Source organism: Streptomyces sp. NPDC090798, assembly GCF_044768965.1.
GTDB lineage: Bacteria > Actinomycetota > Actinomycetes > Streptomycetales > Streptomycetaceae > Streptomyces.
Genome location: NZ_JBIVXA010000012.1, coordinates 1 through 21,711 on the forward strand (window position 1 = coordinate 1; position 21,711 = coordinate 21,711).

Consider the following 21,711-nt stretch of genomic DNA (forward strand, 5'->3'; position numbering starts at 1 on the left):
CGAGGCTCGGGGTCGGGTGGTCGTGGGGGTGTGTTGCTGTCTCTTGCGTGGGCCTCGGGCGAGGCTATAGTGAAACCGTCCGAGCGGTTTTGTTTTGCGAGTGCTTCTCTGGCGGATGTCGGTGCTGCCGGGGGACGGCTTCCGGGATGCACATGGCTCGGGACCGGCACCCGGATACCGCCTTGCCTGTGACTGCCACCCAGGGCGCATGCCCGGGGCCGTCTTTGGGGTGCGCCTGCTCGGGTGTGCCGGGTGTGGGTCTGGGCGGTTGCCGACGTTGAGGTCCAGGTGTGTATCCGGGGCCGGGTTCCGCGTGTGCTCGGGCCGCTTCCCGGCGATGCATGCCCGGGGTTGTCTCCTGGCTGTGCGTCTGAGGACTCGGCCCGGGCGTGTGTCCGGAGGTTGGGTTCCGATGTGCCGCGGAGGACCGGGTGTCAGGGGTCCGTGGCTGGTGGCGGTTTTCCGGGGTGGTTTTCCGGGCGGGGCCTGGCGTGTGTGGGGTTGTGTTCCTGGTGGGTGTCCGGGTGGTCGTGCGGGCGCGGTGCCGGGGTGTGTTTGTGGTGCTTGTCGGGAAGTTTTCGCGGTCTGTGTCGTGGAGGTGTCCGGTGGCGCGTCAGCAGGAGCAGCAGGAGCAGCAGGGTCGGCGGGATGAGCGGGACCGGCAGGAGCAGCGGGAGTTGCGGGGAGGCGGGGGCGCGGTGGACCTGCGCGCCGTGCCCGACGGGCTGGACCTGCAGGGTGTGCCGGATCTGCGTACTGAGGGGTGCCCCTATGTGATGGATGGGTTGGGGCGGGATGTACAGGGGGAGGGGGCGTTGTTGCGAGGTCGGGGTGGGGTGGTGCGGGTGGTGTTGCCGGGTGGGGTGGGGGCTTGGGCGGTGACGGATCCGCAGGTGATTCGTGGGTTGTTGACAGATGGGCGGGTGTCGAAGGATGCGTATCGGCATTGGCCGGCGTGGCAGCGGGGTGAGGTGGCGGCGGAGTGGCCGTTGGCGGTGTGGGTGTCGGTGCAGAATCTGGTGACGTCGTACGGGGCGGAGCACCGTCGGCTCCGAGGTTTGATGGGGTCGGCTTTCACGGCGCGACGGGTGGGGCTGCTGGGACCGCGGGTGGGGGAGATCGCGGCGGAGCTGCTGGAAGGGATGGAGGCGGCGGCGCGGGAGGCTCGGGGCGGGGTGGTGGATGTGCGGGGGTTGTATGCGCAGCCTTTGCCGAGCCGGGTGATGCTGGAGTTGTTCGGGATTCCGGAGGAGTTCCGGGGGGCGTTGCGGGAGATCATCGAGGGGTTTTTCGCTACGGGGGTGTCGTTGGAGGAGGCGCGGCGTAACTACGCGGCGCTGTACCGGACGATGGGGGAGTTGGTGGCGTTCAAGCGGCGTTGTCCGGCTGAGGACCTGACGAGTGCGCTGATCGCTGCGGGGAGCGGGGCGGATCCCGCGGACCCGGATGCCCTTTCGGACCTCACACATCTCACAGACGCCGCGGACGGTGCGGGCGCGGGTGCCCCGGGGGCGGGGGCCGCAGGAGCCGGGGGCGCGTCGGACGGCGTGGGTGCCCAGGAGGCTGCGGGGGGTGGGGGGTTGAGTGAGAAGGAGTTGGTGGACAACTTGATCATGTTGTTGAGCGCGGGGTGCGAGCCGACGGTGAATCTGCTGGCGAATGCGGTGGTGTTGTTGCTGCGGGAGCCGGGGCAGTTGGAGTTGGTGCGGTCCGGGCGGGCAACGTGGGGGGACGTGGTGGAGGAGGCGTTGCGGGTGGAGGCGCCGGGGGCGAATGCGATTTTGCGGTATGCGGTGGAGGATGTGCGGGTGGGGGAGACGGTGATCCCGCGGGGGGATGCGCTGGTGATCGGGTTCGCGGCGGCGGGGCGGGATCCGGGGGTGCACGGAGAGGATGCGGAGCGGTTCGATGTGATGCGGGCGACGAGGCGGGAGCATCTGTCGTTCGGTCATGGGGTGCATTACTGCCTGGGGGCGCCGTTGGCGCGGCTGGAGGCGGAGATCGCTCTTCAGGCGTTGTTCGCCCGTTTTCCCGAGATGCGGTTGGCGGTGGAGCCGGGTGCGCTGCGTCCGACGGAGTCATTCATTTCGAACGGGCCGCGGGACGTGCCGGTGCTGCTGGGGCCGCCGGCCGGTGAGGTGAGGTGACGTGCCCCCGGCTCCGGCGCCGCTGTCGGAGCCGGGGCCGGGAGATCGCTTGAGGTGTCCGGTGCATGCCTGTTGAGGTCGTGCCCGGACTGCGGTGTTCCGTACCGCCGGGCGCACAGCCGCTACAGCCGTCAGCTGGACGACCGACCCATAGCAGGCTGCACCGTGTTGCTCCAGCTGATCGCGCGCCGGTTCTCCTGCGACAGTCCAACCTCTGCCTGCGGCGTACGTTCGTTGAACGTATCGATGGGGTGCCCGAGCCCTACCAGCGGGCCGTGCTCAGGCCTGCGCGGCTGGCTGCGTGACATCGCTGCCGAACCAGCGTGGTTGGCAGGAGATCCAAAGCGGGCTGCAGGTGCTGGGCGCGTTGCTGGTGTTCGGGGCGTTCGCGCAGGCAGGCCCGGTGCTGTTGACAGATCTCTTCGACAGCGACGGAGACATTGCGCAGCAGGTGCCAGCAGTCAGCCACCTTGATGGCGTTGAGTATGGTCCGGCAGCACATCAACGAGCTGGTAGGTCTAGACGTCGACGACGACAGCCCCGTATCGGCGGTCCCGCGGAAGGCGAACTCGTCGACGCCCAGCACCCGCGGACCCGGTCCGGAGCCTGCGGGGGATGCAGAGGCCGTAACAGTCGCATGCGCCCTGCGGGAGAGAGCCAATTGCATGGACGCGCTCCGGGCCGCCCGCCCAGGGGTTGAGGCCGAAGGAGCAAGTCGGCACGATCCGCCGCTCCATCATCTGGCGAAACCGCCACGCTGACGACCAGCGCCTACGAGCCGTGGTCGCCAACGACGGCTGCCAGGTCCGCGCCTGCTCGGAGCAGCGCCACGGTCCGTGTGGCGATCTGGTCGAGACGTTGTTGCAGGATGCGTTGGGTCTCTCCCAGGCCGTCGAGTTGGTGCAGGGAGTCCATGATCTCGCGCACTGCGGGAATGCTGTAGCCGGTGCCGCGGAGGGCCGCGACGATTCGGGCTGCTCTGATGGCTGAAGGACCGTAGCGGCGTGCTTGCAGTGACGTCACTCGCTCGGGGGTGACAAGCCCTTCCTGCTCCCAGAACCGCAGGGTGGAGGGACGTACATTGAGCGCTCCGGCGAGCTCCGTGATCGTCATCGCGTCACTGTCTTGCTCGGCCTCGGGTGTGTTCGCTTCGGCCTGGATCACACGCAAAGCTCGTTGAGCGTGCAGGACCTCCTCTCGTTCCCGCGCGAGCCGAACATGGACCGCGTTGATCGCCGAGGCTGCCTCCGCGACCGTCTCTGTTCGCAGTTCCGCGAGCAACTGCCGGGCGGTGACAGGCCCAACAGCACCTGCGAGTCCTCGATAGGCGCGAAGAGCCTGCACGTGCAGCGGTGTGTAGGAACGGTAGCCGTTGCTCGACCGAGCGGCTGGGGGAATGACTCCCAGCCGCTCCAGGTCGCGAACCTGTTGTACCGAGTACCCCGACTCACCCGCGACATCGGCGGTTCGGAGCGGTACCCGTTGCGGACTGCTCACCGGCTCGCCCATCTGCCAACCCCACATAAGCACTTGAAGGTGATGCTTGAACCATGAGTATGGAACAGATCATCGCGGCCGTGCGAGGCTTCGTCGGCGCGCTCGTGGTTATCCCGGAGCCGGGCGGCGACTTCCCCGAGCTCGCGTGGGGGGATGCGTTCTTCTACTACGCCCCCGACGGCCAGATGCCTCAGAACGTCCAGCCCTACGGGACCATCGTCACCAAGAACTACCCTGACGACGCCGTTTCCGACCTTGACCCTCCAGGCCGCTGGCGCGTGAACATCCACGTCGACCGTGCGACGTTTCGGGAGCTCACGGGGGAGGAGCCGCGCAGCCTCACCCGACCTCGCGACTACGCAGCCGCCGACAGCGTGATGCCACACCCGGTATACGGGGCACTCGGCTGGATCTCTGTCGTCAATCCTGGTGAGAGGAGAACGGACACGGTCGTGCAGCTTCTGCGCACCGCCCACGACGCCGCTCGTACCCGGTGCGCGCGGCGACACGAACCGCGAAGGTCGCAGGAGAACGACTGACACGGTTCCAGATCAAGCGGTCTTGAGGGCAATATGCGGGGCAGTACATCGTCCCGCGCTGGGGCCTGTCCGGCGGATCTTGCCGGACAGGCCTCTGGTCCCGAGGAGGGCTCAGCGCTTGAGCGTGAAGGTGAAGTCGCCCGAGAGCTTGCCGCTCAGCCGGACTGCCGAAACGAGCTTCCCCTCCGTGATCAGTCTCTCGACCTCGGCCCGCGAAAGACCGCAGCCTTCAGCGATCAGTCGCACCGGCCGGACAGGGATCCGCGCCGCAAAGCGGACCGAGACGTCGATGACCTCGCGGTCCAGGTGATCCGATCCGCCGGTGTCGAGGCGCCAGGCGTTGTCCCAGTCGAGGGCGATGCGATTACGGCGCCGTACGACCGGATCCTGGAGCAGCTCAGCTGTCAGGCCAGGGTCGTTGTCATGTAGCCGGTCCAGCAGCTCAGGTCGTACGGAGCGCACATTCATCCGCTCCAGGACCGTGAGCTTTGCAGTTTCCCCGCAAGCGGTACAGAGCGCGAGGAGCCAGGCGTCGATGAGCTTGTGGTTTGCGTTGACGCGGAATTTGCCGCTTGCCCGGAAGCGCTCGGACGCGCACGCGTGGCAACGGCGGAGAACGAACGGTAGGCAGGTGGGCACGACCACCCAGTTTTCGAGCACAGAAGTACACCGGTTTCAGTGAGAAGTCCGCAGCAAAAAGGAGCGCGGCGCACATGCGCGACGCGCGACGATTCAGCGCTCGGGAGGTCTCACACGGTGTACAACGGCACGTCCTTGACTAGACGACTTGGCCCGGCAGCACGGTAGTGGCGGGCAGCGGCGCCGCTCCACTGGTTTTCGAGCGCCTCACCGCCAGATTCTGTCCGGCGGATCACCGCCAAGGTTCTGTCCGGCGGATCATGGACGAAGCCAGAGCCAGATCGCGGCGACGGTGACGGTGCCGTGGAAGACGTAGGCCCGCTTGTCGAATCTCGTGGCCACGGCCCGGAAGTTCTTGAGCCTGTTGATCGTCCGCTCGACCTCGCTCCCACGCTCGTAGATCGTCTTGTCGAAGGGCGGCGGGCCGACCGCCTTTGCTGCCCCGGCGCTTGCGGTCGGCCCGCTGGTGCCTCGGCTCGGGGATGGTGTGCTTGATGTGGCGCCTGCGCAGGTAGCGGCGGTAGCTGTACACCTTGTCGCCGCCGAGGTGATCGGGGCGGGCGACGCGGATGCCTTCCACGACTGGAATGAGCTGCGGTGCATCGCCCCACTGCCCTGGTGCGATCACGAATGACAGCGGGCGGAGCCCACCTTCACCGGCCAGATGGGTCTTGCAGGTAAATCCGCCCCGGGAGTGTCCGAGTCGCTCGTCGGGGCGTTGCTGTCGGCGCCTGTGACCTTTCCCGGCGCTCGCGGCGGCTTCTCGCGCGCTCCGGCGGCGTGTTGGTGGGTGTGAGCAGGATTTCGGCCGTGACGCGGCAAGGCCTCCGGTATTCGTGTCAGCGGCCAAGCAGACATGTGAATAACGGAGGACTTTGTGCCTACCCCACCTGCGTCCGGGCGCCATGACCTGGGCAATCGGGAGTGGAACGTCATCGAGTCCGTGATTCCGGCGGGGAAGAAGCCCGGCCGGCCGCGCAAGCACCCGCTGCGGCAGCTTGTCGACGGGATGCGGTGGCACACCTGGACCGGGACCCGTGGCGGGACGTCCCTGACCAGTACGACCCCTGGGAGTCCGTGTATGAGCTGTTCCGCCGCTGGCAGCTCGCCGGGACCTGGGCCCTGATCGTGGCCGCGCTGCAGGCCCTGGCCGACGAGGCCGGGCACGTGGCCTGGGACGTCTCCGTCGACTCCGGCACCGCGCGGGCGCACCAGCACGCCGCCAGGGCACGCAAGGACCCCGGCGGGCAGAAGGAGCCGCCCGGCCCCGAGTCGGCGGACCACGGCCTGGGCCGCTCTCGCGGCGGGCTGACCAGCAGGTGTCACCTGGCCGTCGACCAGGGCCAGAAGCCCCTGGCGGTCATGGTCACCGCGGGCCAGTGGAGCGACAGCCCGCAGTTCAGCCCCGTGCTGGGCAGGATCCGCGTCGCCAGGCTGCACGGCGACTGGCCCCGTACCCGGCCGGACCGGGTCCTGGGCGATAAGGCGTGCGGGTCGAGGGCCAACCGCCGGTACCTCTGGCTGCACGGGATCCGGTGCACCATCCCGGAGAAGACGGACCAGATCGCGAACGGAAGAGCAAAGGCAGGTCAGGAGGCCGCCCTTGCGCGTTCGACGAGGAGAAGTGCAAGCAGCGGCACGCCGTGGAATGCGGGATCAATCGCCTCAAGCGCAACTGGGGCGTCGCCACCCGCTATGACTGTGAGGATGGTGGAGCCGTCTCGGCGGTGGTCTGACTCGCGCTACGACTGACTGTTGTGTCCTGCGTCTTGATCTGTCGACGGCCGTCCGGGGCGGCACTCGCCGTCGCCAGGTCGGCGGGTGTGTCCCGATAGGGGCCTTCGCGACAGGCACCGTCACAGTCCAGACCACCCTGCCGGCCAAGGCCGCACGCACCCACGGCATCATCGAAGCTCTCACCCAAGCCGGCATCCGGACGTGGGCCGACAAGGGATATCAGGGAGCTCAGGGGACGATCCGGGTGCCTTACCGGGGCCGCTGGAGCACGCTCCCAGCCGGGAAGCGGGCGGTGAACTCCTCCCACGCCAAGATCCGAGCCGTCGGAGAGCAGGCCAACGCCACCCTGAAGAGTTGGCGGCTCCTGCGCAAACTCCGTTGCAGCACCACCCGCATGACCGACATCGTCAAGGCCGTCCTGGCCTTGCACCTCGCCACGGCAGCCTGAGATCGCTGCGGCCGGAGGCATGGACAAGGACAGCGCCACCATCCATGACAGCAAGGGAGACCGCTCACCGTGACAGACGTCAGAGTCACCTACGACAAGACCGTCAACGCAGCGTACGTATACCTCACAGAACCGCAGGTCCGCGTGAAGTCCGCGCGCATGTATCCCTGCGATCCGGTGGACGTCGACGGCATGATCAATCTCGACTTCGACGAGCAGGGCCCGCCTCATCGGCATCGAGGTGTTGGCGGCCAGTTCAAAACTGCCCGAGTACCTGCTCCAGTCCGCGGAGCGACTTGACACCGAAGGTGCATGACCAGCCGTGCACCACGCTCGCGGCGAACAGGTTGGAAAAGGCTCTGTAAGACAATCAGAAGGCGGGATCGCAGCTCGGCGGGTTCGGCCAGGAACCACCGCTCGTCGAAGGCGTCACTGGAGTACGACTTGTTTCATGCTCATGCCAGAGTTCAGCGAATCGCGGACGTCTGACCGACAACGATTCCCCAACGTCCACACCATCGAGCGATGACAAGCCGGACGGAAGATCACGTACTGCGCTCTGGAGTCAGCAGCCCCCGAACCGGTCCTTCAGGAGGTTCCGCTGCGCGCATCGACGCCGGCCACGTCAGGTTCTGTGCGCCGTCTGCAACCGGGCGAAGGGCTATTGCAGCTCACCCTTCGCCCGTCGGGCAGAACCCTGACCTCGTCCCTCAAGGACGTCGGCCGCTCACACACCGACGACACCGCCGGGACAAGATCAGTCAGATCTCACGGCACACCGAGTGGATCACGGGCGGCCTGTCAGCAACTACTGGGATCCGGCGCGCCGTTGCCTCCGGTGGCGTAGTCGTGAACCGATCCACCAGTCGCGTACCGGCAGCTATTGCCGTGCTCGTCTGTCACGTTGGCGTAGGCGAACCACTTGTCCGGGTTGGCCGCGTGAATGTCGATCCCGTAGGAGAAGACGTCCTGCGCGACGTTCGCGTTCTGGACCTTGTCCCGGTCCATGACGGCTGGGTAGTTCTCCCACGACATAGCCATGACGTCGACGTGGGCATACGGGTGCGCGTTGCGATACGGGGTGGACCACTGCCAGTGAGCCATCACCTGACCACTGCAGGTGTTGTACTCCTGCTCCACCTGGCCCGCGTACGAACCCAGCAGGGTGTAGTTGCCCGGGGACCCGATGTTGATCCAGCCGGTGCACGAAGCTGATTCGGAAGAAGCCTGAGCGGTGCCGGCCACTAGGGTCCCGGCAGAGAGCGCGAGTGTGGCGGCAGTGACAGCAACCGGTTTGAGCGCACGGCGAAGTACAGACATGTTTCCCCCTGTTGTGGTCGTGGAGCGAGTCGACGATCAGCCACGGAGCCTAGGCGTGTGCGCGCTCGCCGTACAGATACTGGAGCGGTCCAGTACGTTGTCCAACGCTCGCTGCACAACAGCTTGTTGAGCGTAAAGTCCATCGTGCCAGACTGTCGCGCTCGTCACCTCGGCTGCTTGACGAAGTCGTGGGGAACAAATAGGCATGAGCGCCCACGCTCATGCGACGTGCGACTGGGCGCGTTCCACAGAGTGTCCGCGTTCGAAACGGCCTCCGCGCGGACGAGAGCCAGGAGGCGGGGCGCACTCACGGCCCGCCATCGCTCCTGGGCGGACTCGACGAGTTTGAAGACCATGGCCAGGGCGTCGGCTGGACTGCCGGCGCCCCAGGTGACCTTGGTCCGGACGCCATCGTGCCCGCGTGCTTCGGATCCGTCGGAATCGTCAACATCACGGTCGTCAGAGTGCAGTACGTGATCTTCCGTCTGGCTTGTCATCGCTCGATGGTGTGGACGTTGGGGAATCGTTGTCGGTCAGACGTCCGCGATTCGCTGAACTCTGGCATGAGCATGCGCACGCCGTACTCCAGAAACGCCTTCGACGAGCGGTGGCTCCTGGCCGAACCCGTGATCACAGCGTGGAAGGTCGCGCATCCGTCGGTCAGCGGCCACCAGCGCAGATACGCGATGCCGGAGATCGTGAACGCGATCTTGTATCAGAACCGCAGCGGCTGCCAGTGGGACCTGCTGCCCCACGATCTGCCGCCCGCCGGGGCGGTGAAGTACTACTTCTACAAGTGGCGCGACGACGGCACCGACCAGACCGTCCACGACCTGCTGCGGTGGCAACTGCGGGAGAGGAACTGGCGATTAGCCGACCCGAGCCTTCGCCGACGCGGGCCGCCCGTTGCGGGCCCGCGACCTCTGCGAGGCACTCGACCTGCCGATCCTCCCGAAGCGCACCGAAGACATCCGGTCCAAGCTGAAGCGCTGGTCGTCCGGGGCGTCCTCGCCGAACCCGAAACCCGGCCCGTTCACTCAGCCTCACACCTGATCTTCGGTCCACCCCGCTGACCAGCGACCTTCACCCAACTCCAAGCCCGAAACGGACATCACCTCACGTACTGCACTCTGAGTGGGCATTTAGGGATGGTATCTGTCTGTAAGTAACTTGCATGACCGTCGAGCTTGAGTTGTTTGCCCCATACGCGCACCGTCGCGTCCATCGAGCTGCGAACTCGGCCGCCCGTTTACTTCGGTTCTCGTGCACGAAGTCCGTCTGGTTTGAAGATCAGGCAGAAACGCCCAGTAGTAGCGGAACGGCGCCGTCCGCCGTATCCATGATCACGCTACGGGGTGAGCCAGCGGAAGCCGTATCCCAGCGACCTGTCCGACGCCTGATGGGCCTTAATCGAGCCGATGTTGACGGCCTGGAGAAAGGACCGGCTCGACCGTAGGCTCACCGGGCAGCCGGCCAAGGTCGACCTGCGCGATGTATTCAACGCACTCCTCTGCATCAACCGCACCGGAATCCCCTGGAACCGACGCCGCCAAGAAGGTCGTCGGCAGGAGACGGGGCATCCTCACCGACACGATCGGACTCATCCTCGCCGTGACCGTCACCGCCGCGAGCCTGTCCCGGAACGCCGTCGGAATCCAGCTCCTCGAGCAGGCCAAGAAGACCTACCCGACCATCTTCAAGAGCTGGGTCGACACCGGCTTCAAGAACGCCGTGATCGAGCCCGGCGCCAGCTTCGGAATCGGCGTCGAAGTCGTCAACAGAAACCCCGGAGTTCGCGGCTTCCACGTTGTAAAAAAGGCGCTGGGTTGTCGAACGAAGTATTGGTTGGATCATGCTGCACCGGCGCCTCGCCCGAGACTACGAGACCCTGCCCGCCAGCTCCGAGGTCATGATCCACGTCGCCTCGATCGACAACCTCACCAAGCGCATAACGGACGAGACGGCACCCACCTGGCGAGGAACTTACTAGAATATAAAGGGCAATCCACCTAGATTAAACGCCCTCTGAGAGATGGGGAGCCCCAGTCGGGTGGGTGCTCAAGGACGGCCGGATGCCGGTGGCCGTGGCCCTGCAACAGCGTGGAGCGTCGGGCGAGCGGGTCAACTGGCCGGTCGCGGTCAGCGCGCATGTGGCCGGGGGCGGCTGCCCGGCAGTCGGGGAGGGCGGGATGTGCGTCATCGGTGCGGTTGCGTCGTGGTGCGCGTGAACGGCGAGCGCCGCGACCGGTGAGATGACGGAGCCGAGCGTGCAGCGGAGACGAGGCGTGAGCAGGCGCTGCGCTGGGTCTCTGCGGTCGTCACGACTTCCCTCCACGTTTTCGGTGACCTTGGGAGTCCGCCGATATGCCCGTACAGGGTACGGCTGTGGCGGGCCTGTCCACGAGGTTCTGTCGGCGCTCCGTCCCGGGACAGGAGCCGGTGGTCAGGCGGCGAAGGTGCGGCGGTATCTCGACGGGCTGGTCCTGGTCATCGCGGTGAAGTGGATGCGCAGTGACTCGGCGGAGCCGAAGCCGCATTGGTGGGCGATGTCGTCGATGCCGAGGCGGGTGGTCTCGAGGAGTTCGCGGGCGCGGGCTACGCGTTGCATGGCCACCCAGTTCATGACGCTCGTTCCGGTCACGGACCGGAATCTGCGGCGCAGGGTTCGTGTGCTCATGTGGCTGTGCCGGCTGACCGACTCCAGGGAGAGCGGCTCGTCGAGGTGTTCCAGGATCCAGGTGATCACGTCGGTGATCTCGGAGTCGCCGCCGGGCGGGATGGGCTCGATGAACTGGGCCTGTCCTCCTTCCCGGTGGGGTGGACTGACCAGGAAGCGAGCCATCGTGTTCGCGGCGGCCTGACCATGGTCGAGCCGCAGGAGATGCAGGCACAGGTCGGTTCCGGCGAGGACACCCGCGGAGGTGAAGACGCCGCTGTCCTCGACGTAGAGCTCCGCTTCGCGGACCTCGACCGACGGGTGGCGGTCTCGCAGCAGGCCGGCCCAGCGCCAGTGGGTGGTGGCGCTGCGGCCGTCCAGAATCCCGGCCGCCGCCAGGGCGAAGGCGCCCGTACAGATCGACACCATCCGGCTGCCCCGGCTGTATGCGTCACGCAGCCGTTCGACCAACTCGGCATCCGGAGACTCGGTGGGGTCCTGCACCCCGGCGACGATCACGGTGTCCGCCGTGTCCAGCCGGTCGAGCGACTCGACCTCGCGGGGCACCAGCGAGTTTTCCGCGGGAACCGCACTCACCAAGGTCAGCTCGTAGGGGGCGCCGCCGGGCCAGCAGGCGGTCACCCAGTCCGGCCAGCGGCCGAACACCTGCTGAGGAACGGCTACGTCCAACAGCACGTAGCCCGGCTGCACCACCACAGCGACCTTGGCCGGATCTTTGGGATTATTGTCCATTTGGCCATCGTATAGCGGCCTCAGTCTTCCTAGGCTGAGCTGGTCACGCTGAATCGTGATTAGTGAGGAGATGCACCATATGTACGTTGTGGTCGAGACCTGGACCCCGAAGCCCGCGTTCTTCGCCGCCGACGAGAAGGCGCGGAACGACCTGTTCACAGGCATTCAGGAAGCCATGAAGCAGCTCGCGGACATCGGATTCGTGACGCTCGGCTGGGGCAGGGTGGAACCGGCCGCGCATTCCGCGTCCTATGAGTGGTTCGCGGTCTGGCAGGCCCCTTCGAAGGAAGTGGCCGACGTGTTCCTGGCCGGTGTCGAGAGCTCCGGCTGGTACACCTACTTCGATCAGACCAACGTCGTGGGTGAGCTCCGGCCGGCCGAGGCCGTCATCGCCGACCACCTGGCACTGGAGGGTGAGGCCAAGTGAACTCGCTCAAGCCGCTCGACAATCTGCCGGACGCCATCGGAGGGTGGCCGCGTACGGCGGCCACGGAGGCCGCCGTCGCCCTCGCCGCCGAGCACTCCCCGCAGTGGCTGTTCAACCACGTGGTCCGCAGCTACTTCTACGCTCGCAGTATCGCCGCCACCAAGAACCTCGTCGCCGGGACGGACTACGACGACGAGACACTCTTCATCGGCACGGTGCTGCACGACATAGGCCTGACCGATGAGGGGCAGGGTCCCAACCGGTTCGAGGTGGACGGTGCGTTCCGGGCCGCTCGATTCGCGCGCGAGCACGGGCTGTCCGATGTCGCCGTCGACCAGATCTGGGATGCGGTGGCGCTGCACACGTCCGCGGGGATCGCGGCCCACAAGCATCTGAACGTCGCCCTCGCGCATTTCGGCATCGGCGCCGACATGTTCGCCTTCGGTGTCGAGGAAGTGGACCGGGCGGTACTCGACGCGGCGCACGAGGCGTTTCCCTATCTGGATCTGCGGAACAACATCCACGAGCAACTGGTCCACCAGATCGACGAACAGCCGTCGAAGTGGGCACCCGTGTCGTTCGTCGACAGCGTGTATCGCAAGCACCGGCCGGACAACCCGTTCCCTGGACTGGACGACCTGATCGCCGCTCCGGTACGCCCGGAGTAACGACGTCTCGCGGTGGCTGCGGTCGCGGATACCGTGGCCGTTTGCCGGCGGGCAGCTGTGCCGAAGCAGACGCGGAGCCGGGCACCCCGTGTGCCTGGCTCCGCGCCTGTGTGCACCCGGCATCACGTCCCGGGCCTTTGAGAGTTGGCATCCCGCTTCAAGGAGAGCCAGGGCGGTCGCAATGCGGGACCGATGTCGTCGGAAGCGGCGCCGAGTTCTTCGGCGAAGGCTTTCACGGCTGCATCGGGGGTGGCGGTCATGCGGCAGGCGCGCGGTTCGCGGTTGGCCGCGAACACGCGGTGTTCGAACCTGTCTTGTTTGGAGTGGAAGTACAGGGGACCGCGCGGGGTGCGGCTTCGGCCGTTGCCTGGAGGCGTGGCGGCCGCGTTCGCTTCGCCCGCCGCCCACACCGAGGCCAACTTCCTCAAGGTGCGCTGTCTGGGCCTCGATGCCTACCCGAGACTGCTGCTGCACACCGCCCACAGCGCCGACCGCCTGGGCGGCCCAGCCGCCTCGGCCGACGCGCTCACCCACGCCCTGGACCAGCACCTGGCCACCACCGACGCCTGAAGCCCCCGCACTCTGCGAACGAAAGCGCCCTCATGTCCGCCCTGACCCAGAACGTCCACGCCGCCGGTGACACCGGTCTGAACAAGTCGTCCGTCCTGATCGCGGGCGAGCGCGAAGCACTTCTGGTCGACGACCAGTTCACGCTCGCCGAGCAGCACCGGGCCCTGGGGGACATCATCGACAGCGGCAAGGAGCTGACCACCGTCGTGGTCACCACCGCCGACTCGGATTACTGTCCGAAAGAAGCGATGCTCGAGCGGTGTCCCGATCTGGGCCTGCTGGTGTTTCTGGACCTGGGCACCAGGGTCGCCATCGGCGTGATGGCCCGGGGTTGACCGTGTCCACGATTGCTCGTGTACCTGCGTGGCGGACTACTGGTACCACCGACCCGGTGGCGATGGCCGGGGAGTTCGCCCTTACTGGCGGTGTCCTGTTCGTCGTGGTGACCACTGTCCGCTGGGTGACGGCATCACCACTCAGCCGGGCCCTGCCAAAACCGCATCTTCAGCTTGCGGTCGTGGCGGTGATCGTCGGCGTGGCGCTCGCGGGGGCCCTGTCCTCTCCATGGGGCCGTTATTCCGGCGGACATCTCAACCCGGCGGTGACCTTCGGCCTGTGGCTGACCGGTGCCTTCCCCGGCCGCCGTGTTCCGGGATACTTCGCTGCCCAGCTCACCGGTTCCGTGGCGGGAACCGGCCTGGCCCGCCTCGTGTGGGGCCCGGTCCTCGGGGACCGGATGGCCTACGCCGCGGTTGAACCCGCTCCTTCCTGCTCGCCGACCTTGCTGTTCACCGTCGAAGCCGTGTCTACCGGCGCCGTCCTCACCGTCACCCTGCTGCTGATGTCCCGTCGCGCGTGGACACGCTGGATCCCGCTGGCCCGCCCCGCCGCCACCACTGTGGTCATGATTGCCCTCGGCACCCTCACTGGCGGATCCGCCAACCCCGCCCGCCAGTTCGGCCCCGCTCTGTGGGCCCACCGGCCGGGTGACTGGTCACATCTGTGGCTCTATCTGCTGGCACCCCTTGCAGGCGCGGCCCTCACCGGCGGGGTCGCCCGGTACCAGGCATATCGCCTGTCCCTCCCCCGAAGAGCGACGGCGGACCATCGCGCGCGAGACGATCGGAGACTGGCCGATGCGCTGATGGAAGAACTTGCTGAAGTTGGTCGCGCTGGTGAAGCCGAACTGCGCCGCGATACGGGAGGCCGGCGGGTCGCCGTGTGCCAGGAGGGTCTGGCTTCCAGGACGACCCGCCGGTCGATGATTTTTCCGCCCCGGCCCCGGCTCCGGTCAGCGCGGCCCTCGAGAGGGCGTGGGGTGAGCAGCCCATGGCCGGGGCGTCGTCCTCCAGGCAGCGGGTGCGGGTGAAGTCATTGCTGACGCTCTCTGAAAAGGGGTCTCATCACCACCGGGTCGAGCAGCCACCGACCGGTCTTCGAAGTGTCGAAGGGGATCAGCACGATGACCGAACCCGGCAGTCTGCCCCTGCCCGCCTTCGAGGAAGACAACCTCGCCGCGGCGAGGCTAGGGCATCACCTGGTCGATCTCGATGCCGCTGATTACGTATGCGTCGCACACCCCACTACGCACACGAACCTCGACGGGGGCTTCGTCTAAGGAGACCCTGTCGACTCGCATTGTCGGCGGCCCGGGCATGGATCTGCCGCGCGCCCCGGCGCCGTACGGAAACCCGGCAGCCGGGGGGCGAAGAGTCCGCGATCAGGCGGCGCGTGCGGTGCGGCCGGCCACCCATGTGGCGGCGGCATCCGCGACGCGGCGACCGAGCGCCTCGGCGGTGGCGATGTCGCTGGCCGTCACTGCCTCGGGCCCCTGATCCGCGTTGGACTGAGCGGCGGCACCCAGGAAGAAGCCCAGCCTGTTGAGATCGTTCTCGCTCCCCTTGGACGAGTTCCAGCCACCCGGCAGGCCGAGCGCGATCCAGTGCATACCGTGCTGCGACGCCAGCGTCGCGAAGTACTGGAGAGTCGACTGCTTGTCGCCCGCCTTGGAAGCCGAGTTGGTGAATCCGGCCGCCAGCTTGTCCTTCCAAGCCTGCCCGAACCAACGCTCGGAGCTGGCCTCCGCGAAGCCGTGGAAAGCGGTGGCAGCGGTTCCCATGTAGGTGGGGGAACCGAAGATGATCGCATCCGAGGCGTCCAGCTGGCCCCACTGGGCGTCGGTGATCTCACCGACGGCGATCAGGTTCACGACGGCGCCGGCCTCCTTGGCGCCACGCTGGACAGCCTCGGCAATGACGGCGGTGTGGCCGTAGCCGGAGTGATAGGCGATGGACACGATGGGCGAAGTCACGAGTACCTCCTACGCTTGAAAACGAAAGCTTCGAGATTCAACTTATTGACGCCCTCGCAGGTGAACCAGGTAGGAGGCTGACAGGTCATGGTTAAAATCCGACACTTGGGTGTGGTGACTACTGCGGTTAGGCTGGCATCGACCGAGTTCCCCGCGTGATGGTGGCTACTGGTGACGGTGAGAAAACGACAGGGCACATCGCGCGAGATCGCGGACGTCGGCTTCGCTCCCGCCGTCGGCACACCTGCCGGCATCGAAATCATCTCTCTGGCCGACCTGCGGGAGCGGTCCGCCGTCCACATGGGTGAAGGACGGCTGCAGGCGCCGCAGCGGCCCACGTTCCACCACCTGATCACCCTTTCCAGCGGCTCGTTGTGGCACACGGTGGACTTCACCGGCTACGCCCTCGAGCCGGGCTCCTGGCTCTGGACCCGGCCTGGTCAGGTGCAGCAGTGGGGTAATCTGGACGACGCCGAGGGCACCCTGGTCCTCTTCGAGGGCGACTTCCTGGATCCGGCCACTGTGGCCGCAGCGCGGATGGGCGATCTCTACGCCCCCACGCTCCAGGTTCCCGGGCCCGAGGACCGTCACGCGCTCGAGATGGCCGTGGACCATCTAGCGCTGGAGTTCCGGGCGTTGCGTGGCATCTCCCTGGAAGCGCACGTGGCGGTGTTGCGCCATCTGCTGGCAGTCCTCGTGCTGCGCCTTTCGCAGCGCACCGCGCCCGTCGGCAGCCCGGCACCGGCCCCAGGGGAGACATTCCTCCACTTCCGTGACGCGGTCGAACGCGACTTCACCCGCACCCGCCGCCTGGAGGACTACGCCCGGGCCCTGGGTTACTCACCCCGCACTCTCTCCAGGGCCGCGCTGACCGGAGCCGGGGTGGGGGCGAAGGAGTTCATCGACCAGCGGGTCGTCCTGGAAGCCAAGCGCCTCCTGGCGCACGGCAATCAACCAGCCGCCCGTGTCGCGGCGCAACTGGGCTTCTCCAGCGCCACCAATTTCAGCAAGTTCTTCCACCAGCGCACCGGCCAGTCTCCGATCGCCTTCCGCGCGACCGTTCGCGGCCGCTCCTCGGAGGATGGCGGGAGTGAAGCGCCCGACGCCAGGCGACCTGGGCGGTGAGCGCCGCTCCCGGGAGCGGGACCAAGAGACAAAGGCCCGCAGAGGCCGCCCACCGACAGGCCGGTGCGCTTCGGCAGCAGGGTGACGTCGAGGATCGCCGCTCAGGACACGGCTCCAGCAATGAACAACGCAGCGTCCGGCCAGGCGGGGGCGGACTCAACCGCAGGCGTGGTCGATCGGCCGCCGGTCCCCGCACGAGGCGGGCCAGGCGGCCGTTGCCGACTACGAAACCAGCGAGCAGGGGCGATGCACACCGTCGGCGGCCGGGAAGACGCCGGTCGACCACAGGCCGGGGGTGGCAGCCGGATTGAGATGTCCGCCGGAGTGACGACCCCATGAAGACGGCGGCGTCCACGCGAGCACCGCACCGACGATCACCGCCACGGCCGCGAGCCGAAGATGCGGCTCCGGCAGGTCCCGGCCGAGTGGGGAGACCACCATCAGGCAGCGGACGGTGATGGCCGCGGCGAAGAACACACCGCCGGTCAGGGCTCCGCGGCGGTCACGCCCCGGGTCGTGGTCGCGGTGGCCCACCACCCGGCGCGCGGGCCCGTCGTGAGTATGGGTCAGCCCCAGTTCATCTCGCCGGTGGCGACCTTGGCGCCCAGATCCAGAGCCACCGTCAGGCCCAGGTCCGGGTAACGCTGGAGCATCGCGGACTTCAGAGCCTCAGCGTCGTTGCCGTGCTTGGCCAGCTCCTCCTCGAACTCGGCGAGGTAGGAGCGAGTGAAGCCGATCGCCGAAGCGTCGGTGGCGGAGTCGGCGGAACGGTGGCCGGCGACCACGAACCGCGGGGCGAGCCGCTCCATCTCGGCGAGCGTCTCGTCCCAGGCGTGCCGTTCACGCGGCGCGGCGGTGTCGGCGGTCCACACATGCAGACCGGCGAAGAGCAGGACCCCGCCCACCACCGCGCGGTCCTCGGGCTGCCACAGGTATTCGGTTCGCCAGACCAGGTCGGGGTGGCCGCCGCGCAGCTCGAAGTCGTGGCCCTCGATACTGAGGCGGTCTCCTTCCAGCACCTCCGGGACGATCACCTCGGTGGTCAGGTTCTTGCCCAGGTGTGCCCAGGTCTTGAGCTTGCCCTGCCAACTGCTCTTGAGCCGTTCCACGGTGGTGGCGGTGGCGACGATCCTGACGTCGGGGAACGCCTGCCGGATCACTTCCAGGCCGAAGTAGTAGTCAGGGTCGGCGGTGGTGACCACGACGGTGGTCAGCTCCTTGCCGCTGTCGATGATGTCCCCCAGTACCCGGTGCTGCTCGGCGAGCGTGAACTGGCCGTCGACCAGGAGTGCTTCGCGCTCGCCCGTGACGAGGACGGACGACTTGTTCAGGCCGGTGTCGCCGGCCGTGTGAACGGAATACGTCAGGCTGGACATGGGTGCACTGCCCTTCGAGGAGTTGCATGAGGGTGGCTTCAGGCAACCGTGGTGGTGGCCATGTGCTGGTCCAACGCATGGGTGAGCGCGTCGGCCGAGGCGACCGGGCCGCCCAGGCGGTCGGCGCCGTGGGCCGTGTGCAGCAGCAGCGTCGGGTAGGCATCGACGCCCAGACGGCGCACCTCGAGGAAGTCGGCCTCCGCCTCGGCACGGGCGGCGGGCGAAGCGAACGCAGCCGCCACCGCCTCGGCATCCAGACTCAGCTCGGCCGCGAGGTCCCGGTACACTCCGGCAGCGGACAGGCTGCGGCCGTCGCGGTACCAGGCACGCTGCATCGCGGCCGCCGCGTCCAGGGCGTTCACGCCTGGCTGGCTGCGCAGCGCGACCAGGCCGGCGGCGGCATCGGCGGAGTCCATCACCACTTTTCCGCCCGCCAGCACGGCCCGGTAGCCGTCGCCGAAAGTGACGCCGGTGAGTTGGGTGATGCGCTCGTTGGCGCCGGGGATGTGCGGGTAGGCCGACACCGGGAGTGCGCGCGAGCCGGTGAACAGACCGCCGGACAACACTCGCAGCTCGATCCGGTCCGCGTTGGCGGTGGCGAACTCGTGCAAGACGGGTCCGAAGCCGTAGCACCATCCGCAGTAGGCGTCGAAGGCATAGGTCAGCCGAATGCGCTCCACAGAACTCATCGCGCTTCGTCCTTTCCGAAATCCGTCACCCGGCTCTCTGTATCAGTCGGGCCGACACCGTCAAAACTATGTTCAGAAGCTTGTCGTCACCGGATGCGCAGACGACTCCCCATGGTCAAAATCCGACTGCCGGGCGATCCCCTCAGGGGAGAAGAGCAAGATTTCGCGCGAACACCTGCATGTCATGCAGATGCCATGCAAAACGCCCGGCCGAACTTCTCAGGCCGGGCGTTCCGCGGTGACGACTCGGCAGCCCCACGCCTGCCGTGTCACCGTGCGGCTAGCGCAGCGTGGTGTTGCCTTCGCCGCCGACGACGACGGGGGCGCCCTTCACCGGCGTGGCCTCGTCGAGAAGCCAGCCATCCGGCTTCGCGCCGGGCACCTCGCCGACGGACGGCTCCTCGCCCGTGACGGGGCCGCCCTCGACGACCGGGAGGTCTCGCAGCTTCTTGGCGGTGCCCGGCTTGATGTGGTGCGGGTGCGGGTTGCCGGGCGCCTCGGAGACCGTGCTGCCGTCGTGCTTGGTGGTGCTGCCGCCGGTCGAGGCCGCAGCGGCAACCCCACCCGAGGCGAGCAGTGCGGCCAGTACGCCGGCCATCACGGCACCCTGACGACGCGAGATGCCGTTCCTACGCACCTTCATGTGATCAACTCCTTCGCAGGTGGAGGGAGACAGGGGTACCGGCACACGTCCGGCCCCGGTTCCCTCGGGATCGAGAACGAGGCAACTCTCGCCCGGGCCCACTGAAGATCCACTGAACGTTCTGAAGATCTCCTTCAGCACCTGATGCGAACACCACCTCGCGGACAACGCGGTCGACCTCGCGAGCGCCCTGCTCGCGCAGCACGGCAGCTCTTCCGCTCACCAGGAAGACGGGCCGGAGGCACTCAGGCAGCGCATCCTCGTCTACACGGAGCAGCGGCTCGCCGATCCCGAGCTGAGCCCGAACCGGATCGCCGCAGCCCACCACATCTCACGCCGCTACCTCTACAAGCTCCTGGCCGAACAGGGCGACACGGTCTCCGGCTGGATCCGCACACAGGAGCTCAGAATGAGCCAGAGCCTCTTCATCGGCGGCGCCTGGCAGTCGGCGGCGTCCGGCGCCGAGTTCGACACCGTCGACCCGGCGACCGGTGCGCCGCACGCACGTTGCGCCGACGCCGACCGACCGGACGTGGACGAGGCGGTCGCGGCAGCCCGGGCGGCTCGACTGCCCCGCCTGGGCGGGCCTCGCGCCGGCCGAACGGGCTCGCATCCTGTGGCGCGTGGGTGACCTGATCGACGAACACGCCGAGGAGCCAGCCCAGTTGGAGACCCTCCATCAGGGCCGGCCGATCGGTGTCTCGCGGATGGTGAGCGTCAAGGGCGCAGCCGAGCACTTCCGCTACTACGCGGGCTGGGTCACCAAGCTCTACGGCGAGACGGCTCCGACGTCATTTCCCAACGTGCTGCAGTACACCAAGCGGGAGCCGGTCGGGGTGTGCGCGCTCATCACCCCGTGGAACTTCCCCCTGATGATCGCGAGTTGGAAGATCGCGCCCGCGCTTGCATGCGGCAACCCTGTGATCGTCAAGCCCGCGGAGCAGACGCCCATGACCACGGTGCGGCTCGTCCGGCTGTGCCAGGAGGCCGGCATCTTGGACGGTGTGGTGAACCTGCTCACCGGCGGCCCGAAAGCCGGTAGCGCGCTGGTCGAGCACCCGGGTGTCGACAAGGTCTCCTTTACTGGCTCGACCGAGACCGGCCGCGCGATCGTGCACGCGTCGACGGGCAATCTGAAGCGGGTCTCGCTGGAGCTCGGCGGCAAGGCGCCCAGCATCGTGCTGCCCGACGCCGACCTCGGCGCGGCCGTCGCCGGGTGTCTGCAGGGCGCGCTGCTCAACAACGGGCAGGTGCGCGCCACGTACACGCGCTTCCTGGTCCACCGCTCGCTGGCTGACGAATTCGCCGAACGCTGCGCCACGGCGGCCGGTCAGATGCGCCTCGGGCCGGGCAACGCCGAAGCCACCGACCTGGGCCAGCTGGTCACCGCCGAGCACCGCGCGCACGTCGACGCGCTCGTCCGTAGCGGCGTGGACGAGGGTGCGGCCCTGGTCACCGGTGGCTCTTCCGCCGATCTGCCCGGCTACTTCTACCGGCCCACCGTCTTCACCGGCGTCCGCGACGACATGCGCATCGCTCGCGAGGAGTTCTTCGGCCCCGTGCTCGCGGTCCTCCCCTTCGACGAGGAGGACGAGGCCGTCACCCGCGCCAACGACACCGAGTACGGGCTCGCCGCCGTTTGGACCTGGGACGTGTCAGCCGCCCACCGCGTCGCCGGCCGCGTCCGCGCCGGAACCGTCTACATCAACATGCCCAACCCGGTGGACGCCGCGGCACCCTGGGGCGGCTACGGGTCCAGTGGGTGGGGCCGTGAGATGGGCAGCGGCGCCATAGACCTGTACACCGAGGTGAAGAGCGTCTGGACGTCGCTGACGTAAGCGGGCTGCCGGTCCACACCTGGCCACGTCAATCTGCTCGCCGGCGGATGGCTCAGGCCACCGTATCGATCCGGGGCGGAGCCGTCCCGAGTACCCCGTTCTGACCGGGGCTCCGGAGAACGTCTCGTGCACCAGCCCGGTGATCTGCGCGGGCCACCGGCAACGCTGCGGTTCCGCTGTCACCGTTTACCGCCGCGGTGTGGGGGCGATGCCTACGGTCGCGTCACCGTATGGCTCTATCCGCCCACCACAACGGGGGCGTCCGACAGCAGCGTGGCCTGCCCAGGCCTCACATCGCGCGGCGTTGCGCCGGGCACCTCCTCCTGGT

24 protein-coding genes and 5 pseudogenes are annotated in these 21,711 nt (G+C 67.6%); 18 read left to right on the forward strand and 11 right to left on the reverse strand.

Annotation, left to right across the window (positions count from 1 at the left end):
* Positions 1-776 precede the first annotated feature (776 nt).
* A complete protein-coding gene (locus tag ACIQTP_RS25405) occupies positions 777-2,147 on the forward strand; it encodes a cytochrome P450 (RefSeq protein WP_403404117.1) in 1,371 nt (456 codons plus the stop codon).
* 54 nt (positions 2,148-2,201) lie between these two features.
* Positions 2,202-2,339, forward strand: a pseudogene (locus ACIQTP_RS25410) (hypothetical protein); the annotation flags it as partial.
* A gap of 70 nt (positions 2,340-2,409) precedes the next feature.
* Here the strand turns inward: ACIQTP_RS25410 and ACIQTP_RS25415 are convergent.
* Entirely contained in the window at positions 2,410-2,733 is a 324-nt protein-coding gene (locus ACIQTP_RS25415; RefSeq protein ID WP_403404149.1) for a hypothetical protein, read from the reverse strand.
* A gap of 119 nt (positions 2,734-2,852) precedes the next feature.
* Here ACIQTP_RS25415 and ACIQTP_RS25420 point away from each other — a divergent pair.
* Positions 2,853-2,933, forward strand: a pseudogene (locus ACIQTP_RS25420) (transposase); the annotation flags it as partial.
* Here ACIQTP_RS25420 and ACIQTP_RS25425 read toward each other — a convergent pair.
* Positions 2,919-3,656, reverse strand: a complete 738-nt coding sequence (locus tag ACIQTP_RS25425) for a MerR family transcriptional regulator (protein WP_403403441.1) — start codon at positions 3,654-3,656, stop codon at positions 2,919-2,921. The pseudogene ACIQTP_RS25420 and the gene ACIQTP_RS25425 sit on opposite strands and share 15 nt — an antisense overlap.
* Before the next feature lie 47 nt (positions 3,657-3,703).
* On the opposite strand from ACIQTP_RS25425, the gene ACIQTP_RS25430 reads away from it, so the two are divergent.
* Positions 3,704-4,183 (forward strand): DUF6194 family protein, encoded by a 480-nt coding sequence (locus ACIQTP_RS25430; protein ID WP_403404120.1) that lies wholly within the window; start codon positions 3,704-3,706, stop codon positions 4,181-4,183.
* Positions 4,184-4,294: 111 nt separating this feature from the next.
* Here the strand turns inward: ACIQTP_RS25430 and ACIQTP_RS25435 are convergent, their stop codons facing one another.
* Positions 4,295-4,843, reverse strand: coding sequence for a DUF1062 domain-containing protein (locus ACIQTP_RS25435; protein ID WP_403403443.1), 549 nt, complete (start codon positions 4,841-4,843; stop codon positions 4,295-4,297).
* A 237-nt stretch (positions 4,844-5,080) separates the two neighbouring features.
* A pseudogene (locus tag ACIQTP_RS25440) lies at positions 5,081-5,611 on the reverse strand (IS5 family transposase); the annotation flags it as partial.
* A gap of 225 nt (positions 5,612-5,836) precedes the next feature.
* Between ACIQTP_RS25440 and ACIQTP_RS25445 the strand changes: the two are divergent.
* The 3 genes and pseudogenes from ACIQTP_RS25445 to ACIQTP_RS25455 all read left to right on the forward strand — a co-directional run bounded on the left by ACIQTP_RS25445 (position 5,837) and on the right by ACIQTP_RS25455 (position 7,307).
* Positions 5,837-6,574, forward strand: a complete 738-nt coding sequence (locus tag ACIQTP_RS25445) for an IS5 family transposase (RefSeq protein ID WP_403403446.1) — start codon at positions 5,837-5,839, stop codon at positions 6,572-6,574.
* A 130-nt stretch (positions 6,575-6,704) separates the two neighbouring features.
* Positions 6,705-7,007 (forward strand): annotated as a pseudogene (locus tag ACIQTP_RS25450) (transposase family protein); the annotation flags it as partial.
* 69 nt (positions 7,008-7,076) lie between these two features.
* Entirely contained in the window at positions 7,077-7,307 is a 231-nt protein-coding gene (locus tag ACIQTP_RS25455) for a DUF2283 domain-containing protein (protein ID WP_403403449.1), read from the forward strand.
* A gap of 501 nt (positions 7,308-7,808) precedes the next feature.
* Here the strand turns inward: ACIQTP_RS25455 and ACIQTP_RS25460 are convergent.
* Positions 7,809-8,327, reverse strand: a complete 519-nt coding sequence (locus ACIQTP_RS25460; protein WP_403403451.1) for a hypothetical protein — start codon at positions 8,325-8,327, stop codon at positions 7,809-7,811.
* A 464-nt stretch (positions 8,328-8,791) separates the two neighbouring features.
* On the opposite strand from ACIQTP_RS25460, the gene ACIQTP_RS25465 reads away from it, so the two are divergent.
* On the forward strand, positions 8,792-9,400 hold the full coding sequence (locus ACIQTP_RS25465) for a transposase (RefSeq protein WP_403403454.1): 609 nt from the start codon (positions 8,792-8,794) through the stop codon (positions 9,398-9,400).
* 336 nt (positions 9,401-9,736) lie between these two features.
* Positions 9,737-10,317: pseudogene (locus tag ACIQTP_RS25470) on the forward strand (transposase).
* Positions 10,318-10,770: 453 nt separating this feature from the next.
* Here ACIQTP_RS25470 and ACIQTP_RS25475 read toward each other — a convergent pair.
* Positions 10,771-11,736 (reverse strand): GlxA family transcriptional regulator, encoded by a 966-nt coding sequence (locus ACIQTP_RS25475; protein ID WP_403403457.1) that lies wholly within the window; start codon positions 11,734-11,736, stop codon positions 10,771-10,773.
* A 79-nt stretch (positions 11,737-11,815) separates the two neighbouring features.
* Here ACIQTP_RS25475 and ACIQTP_RS25480 point away from each other — a divergent pair, with 79 nt between their 5' ends.
* From ACIQTP_RS25480 to ACIQTP_RS25505, 6 genes are all read left to right on the forward strand, one after another.
* A complete protein-coding gene (locus tag ACIQTP_RS25480; protein WP_403403460.1) occupies positions 11,816-12,163 on the forward strand; it encodes a DUF6616 family protein in 348 nt (115 codons plus the stop codon).
* A complete protein-coding gene (locus ACIQTP_RS25485) occupies positions 12,160-12,831 on the forward strand; it encodes an HD domain-containing protein (protein ID WP_403403463.1) in 672 nt (223 codons plus the stop codon). Before ACIQTP_RS25480 ends, ACIQTP_RS25485 begins: the two co-directional genes overlap by 4 nt.
* Positions 12,832-13,206: 375 nt before the next feature.
* Complete coding sequence (locus ACIQTP_RS25490; protein ID WP_403403466.1) at positions 13,207-13,401, forward strand: hypothetical protein; 195 nt, start codon at positions 13,207-13,209, stop codon at positions 13,399-13,401.
* 32 nt (positions 13,402-13,433) lie between these two features.
* On the forward strand, positions 13,434-13,736 hold the full coding sequence (locus tag ACIQTP_RS25495) for a hypothetical protein (protein ID WP_403403468.1): 303 nt from the start codon (positions 13,434-13,436) through the stop codon (positions 13,734-13,736).
* 62 nt (positions 13,737-13,798) lie between these two features.
* Positions 13,799-14,770, forward strand: a complete 972-nt coding sequence (locus tag ACIQTP_RS25500; RefSeq protein ID WP_403404123.1) for an MIP/aquaporin family protein — start codon at positions 13,799-13,801, stop codon at positions 14,768-14,770.
* Positions 14,771-14,863: 93 nt separating this feature from the next.
* Positions 14,864-15,019, forward strand: coding sequence for a hypothetical protein (locus ACIQTP_RS25505; protein ID WP_403403471.1), 156 nt, complete (start codon positions 14,864-14,866; stop codon positions 15,017-15,019).
* A gap of 102 nt (positions 15,020-15,121) precedes the next feature.
* Here ACIQTP_RS25505 and ACIQTP_RS25510 read toward each other — a convergent pair whose 3' ends face one another.
* Positions 15,122-15,712, reverse strand: a complete 591-nt coding sequence (locus tag ACIQTP_RS25510) for a flavodoxin family protein (RefSeq protein ID WP_403403473.1) — start codon at positions 15,710-15,712, stop codon at positions 15,122-15,124.
* A gap of 171 nt (positions 15,713-15,883) precedes the next feature.
* Between ACIQTP_RS25510 and ACIQTP_RS25515 the strand changes: the two genes are divergently transcribed.
* The gene (locus ACIQTP_RS25515; protein ID WP_403403476.1) at positions 15,884-16,837 is read left to right on the forward strand and encodes a helix-turn-helix domain-containing protein; all 954 of its coding nucleotides are present in this window, start codon (positions 15,884-15,886) and stop codon (positions 16,835-16,837) included.
* A gap of 222 nt (positions 16,838-17,059) precedes the next feature.
* Here the strand turns inward: ACIQTP_RS25515 and ACIQTP_RS25520 are convergent, their stop codons facing one another.
* The 4 genes from ACIQTP_RS25520 to ACIQTP_RS25535 all read right to left on the reverse strand — a co-directional run bounded on the left by ACIQTP_RS25520 (position 17,060) and on the right by ACIQTP_RS25535 (position 19,545).
* Positions 17,060-17,314, reverse strand: a complete 255-nt coding sequence (locus ACIQTP_RS25520; RefSeq protein WP_403403479.1) for a hypothetical protein — start codon at positions 17,312-17,314, stop codon at positions 17,060-17,062.
* 89 nt (positions 17,315-17,403) lie between these two features.
* Entirely contained in the window at positions 17,404-18,213 is an 810-nt protein-coding gene (locus ACIQTP_RS25525) for an MBL fold metallo-hydrolase (RefSeq protein ID WP_403403482.1), read from the reverse strand.
* A 38-nt stretch (positions 18,214-18,251) separates the two neighbouring features.
* A complete protein-coding gene (locus ACIQTP_RS25530) occupies positions 18,252-18,902 on the reverse strand; it encodes a DsbA family protein (protein ID WP_403403485.1) in 651 nt (216 codons plus the stop codon).
* A 280-nt stretch (positions 18,903-19,182) separates the two neighbouring features.
* The gene (locus ACIQTP_RS25535) at positions 19,183-19,545 is read right to left on the reverse strand and encodes a hypothetical protein (protein ID WP_403403488.1); all 363 of its coding nucleotides are present in this window, start codon (positions 19,543-19,545) and stop codon (positions 19,183-19,185) included.
* A gap of 409 nt (positions 19,546-19,954) precedes the next feature.
* On the opposite strand from ACIQTP_RS25535, the gene ACIQTP_RS25540 reads away from it, so the two are divergent.
* Both ACIQTP_RS25540 and ACIQTP_RS25545 read left to right on the forward strand, forming a co-directional pair.
* Positions 19,955-20,176 carry a hypothetical protein gene (locus tag ACIQTP_RS25540; protein WP_403403491.1) on the forward strand — a complete coding sequence of 74 codons (222 nt, stop codon included), beginning with the start codon at positions 19,955-19,957 and terminating at the stop codon, positions 20,174-20,176.
* Entirely contained in the window at positions 20,169-21,383 is a 1,215-nt protein-coding gene (locus ACIQTP_RS25545) for an aldehyde dehydrogenase family protein (protein ID WP_403403494.1), read from the forward strand. Before ACIQTP_RS25540 ends, ACIQTP_RS25545 begins: the two co-directional genes overlap by 8 nt.
* The last annotated feature ends 328 nt before the right edge of the window (positions 21,384-21,711 follow it).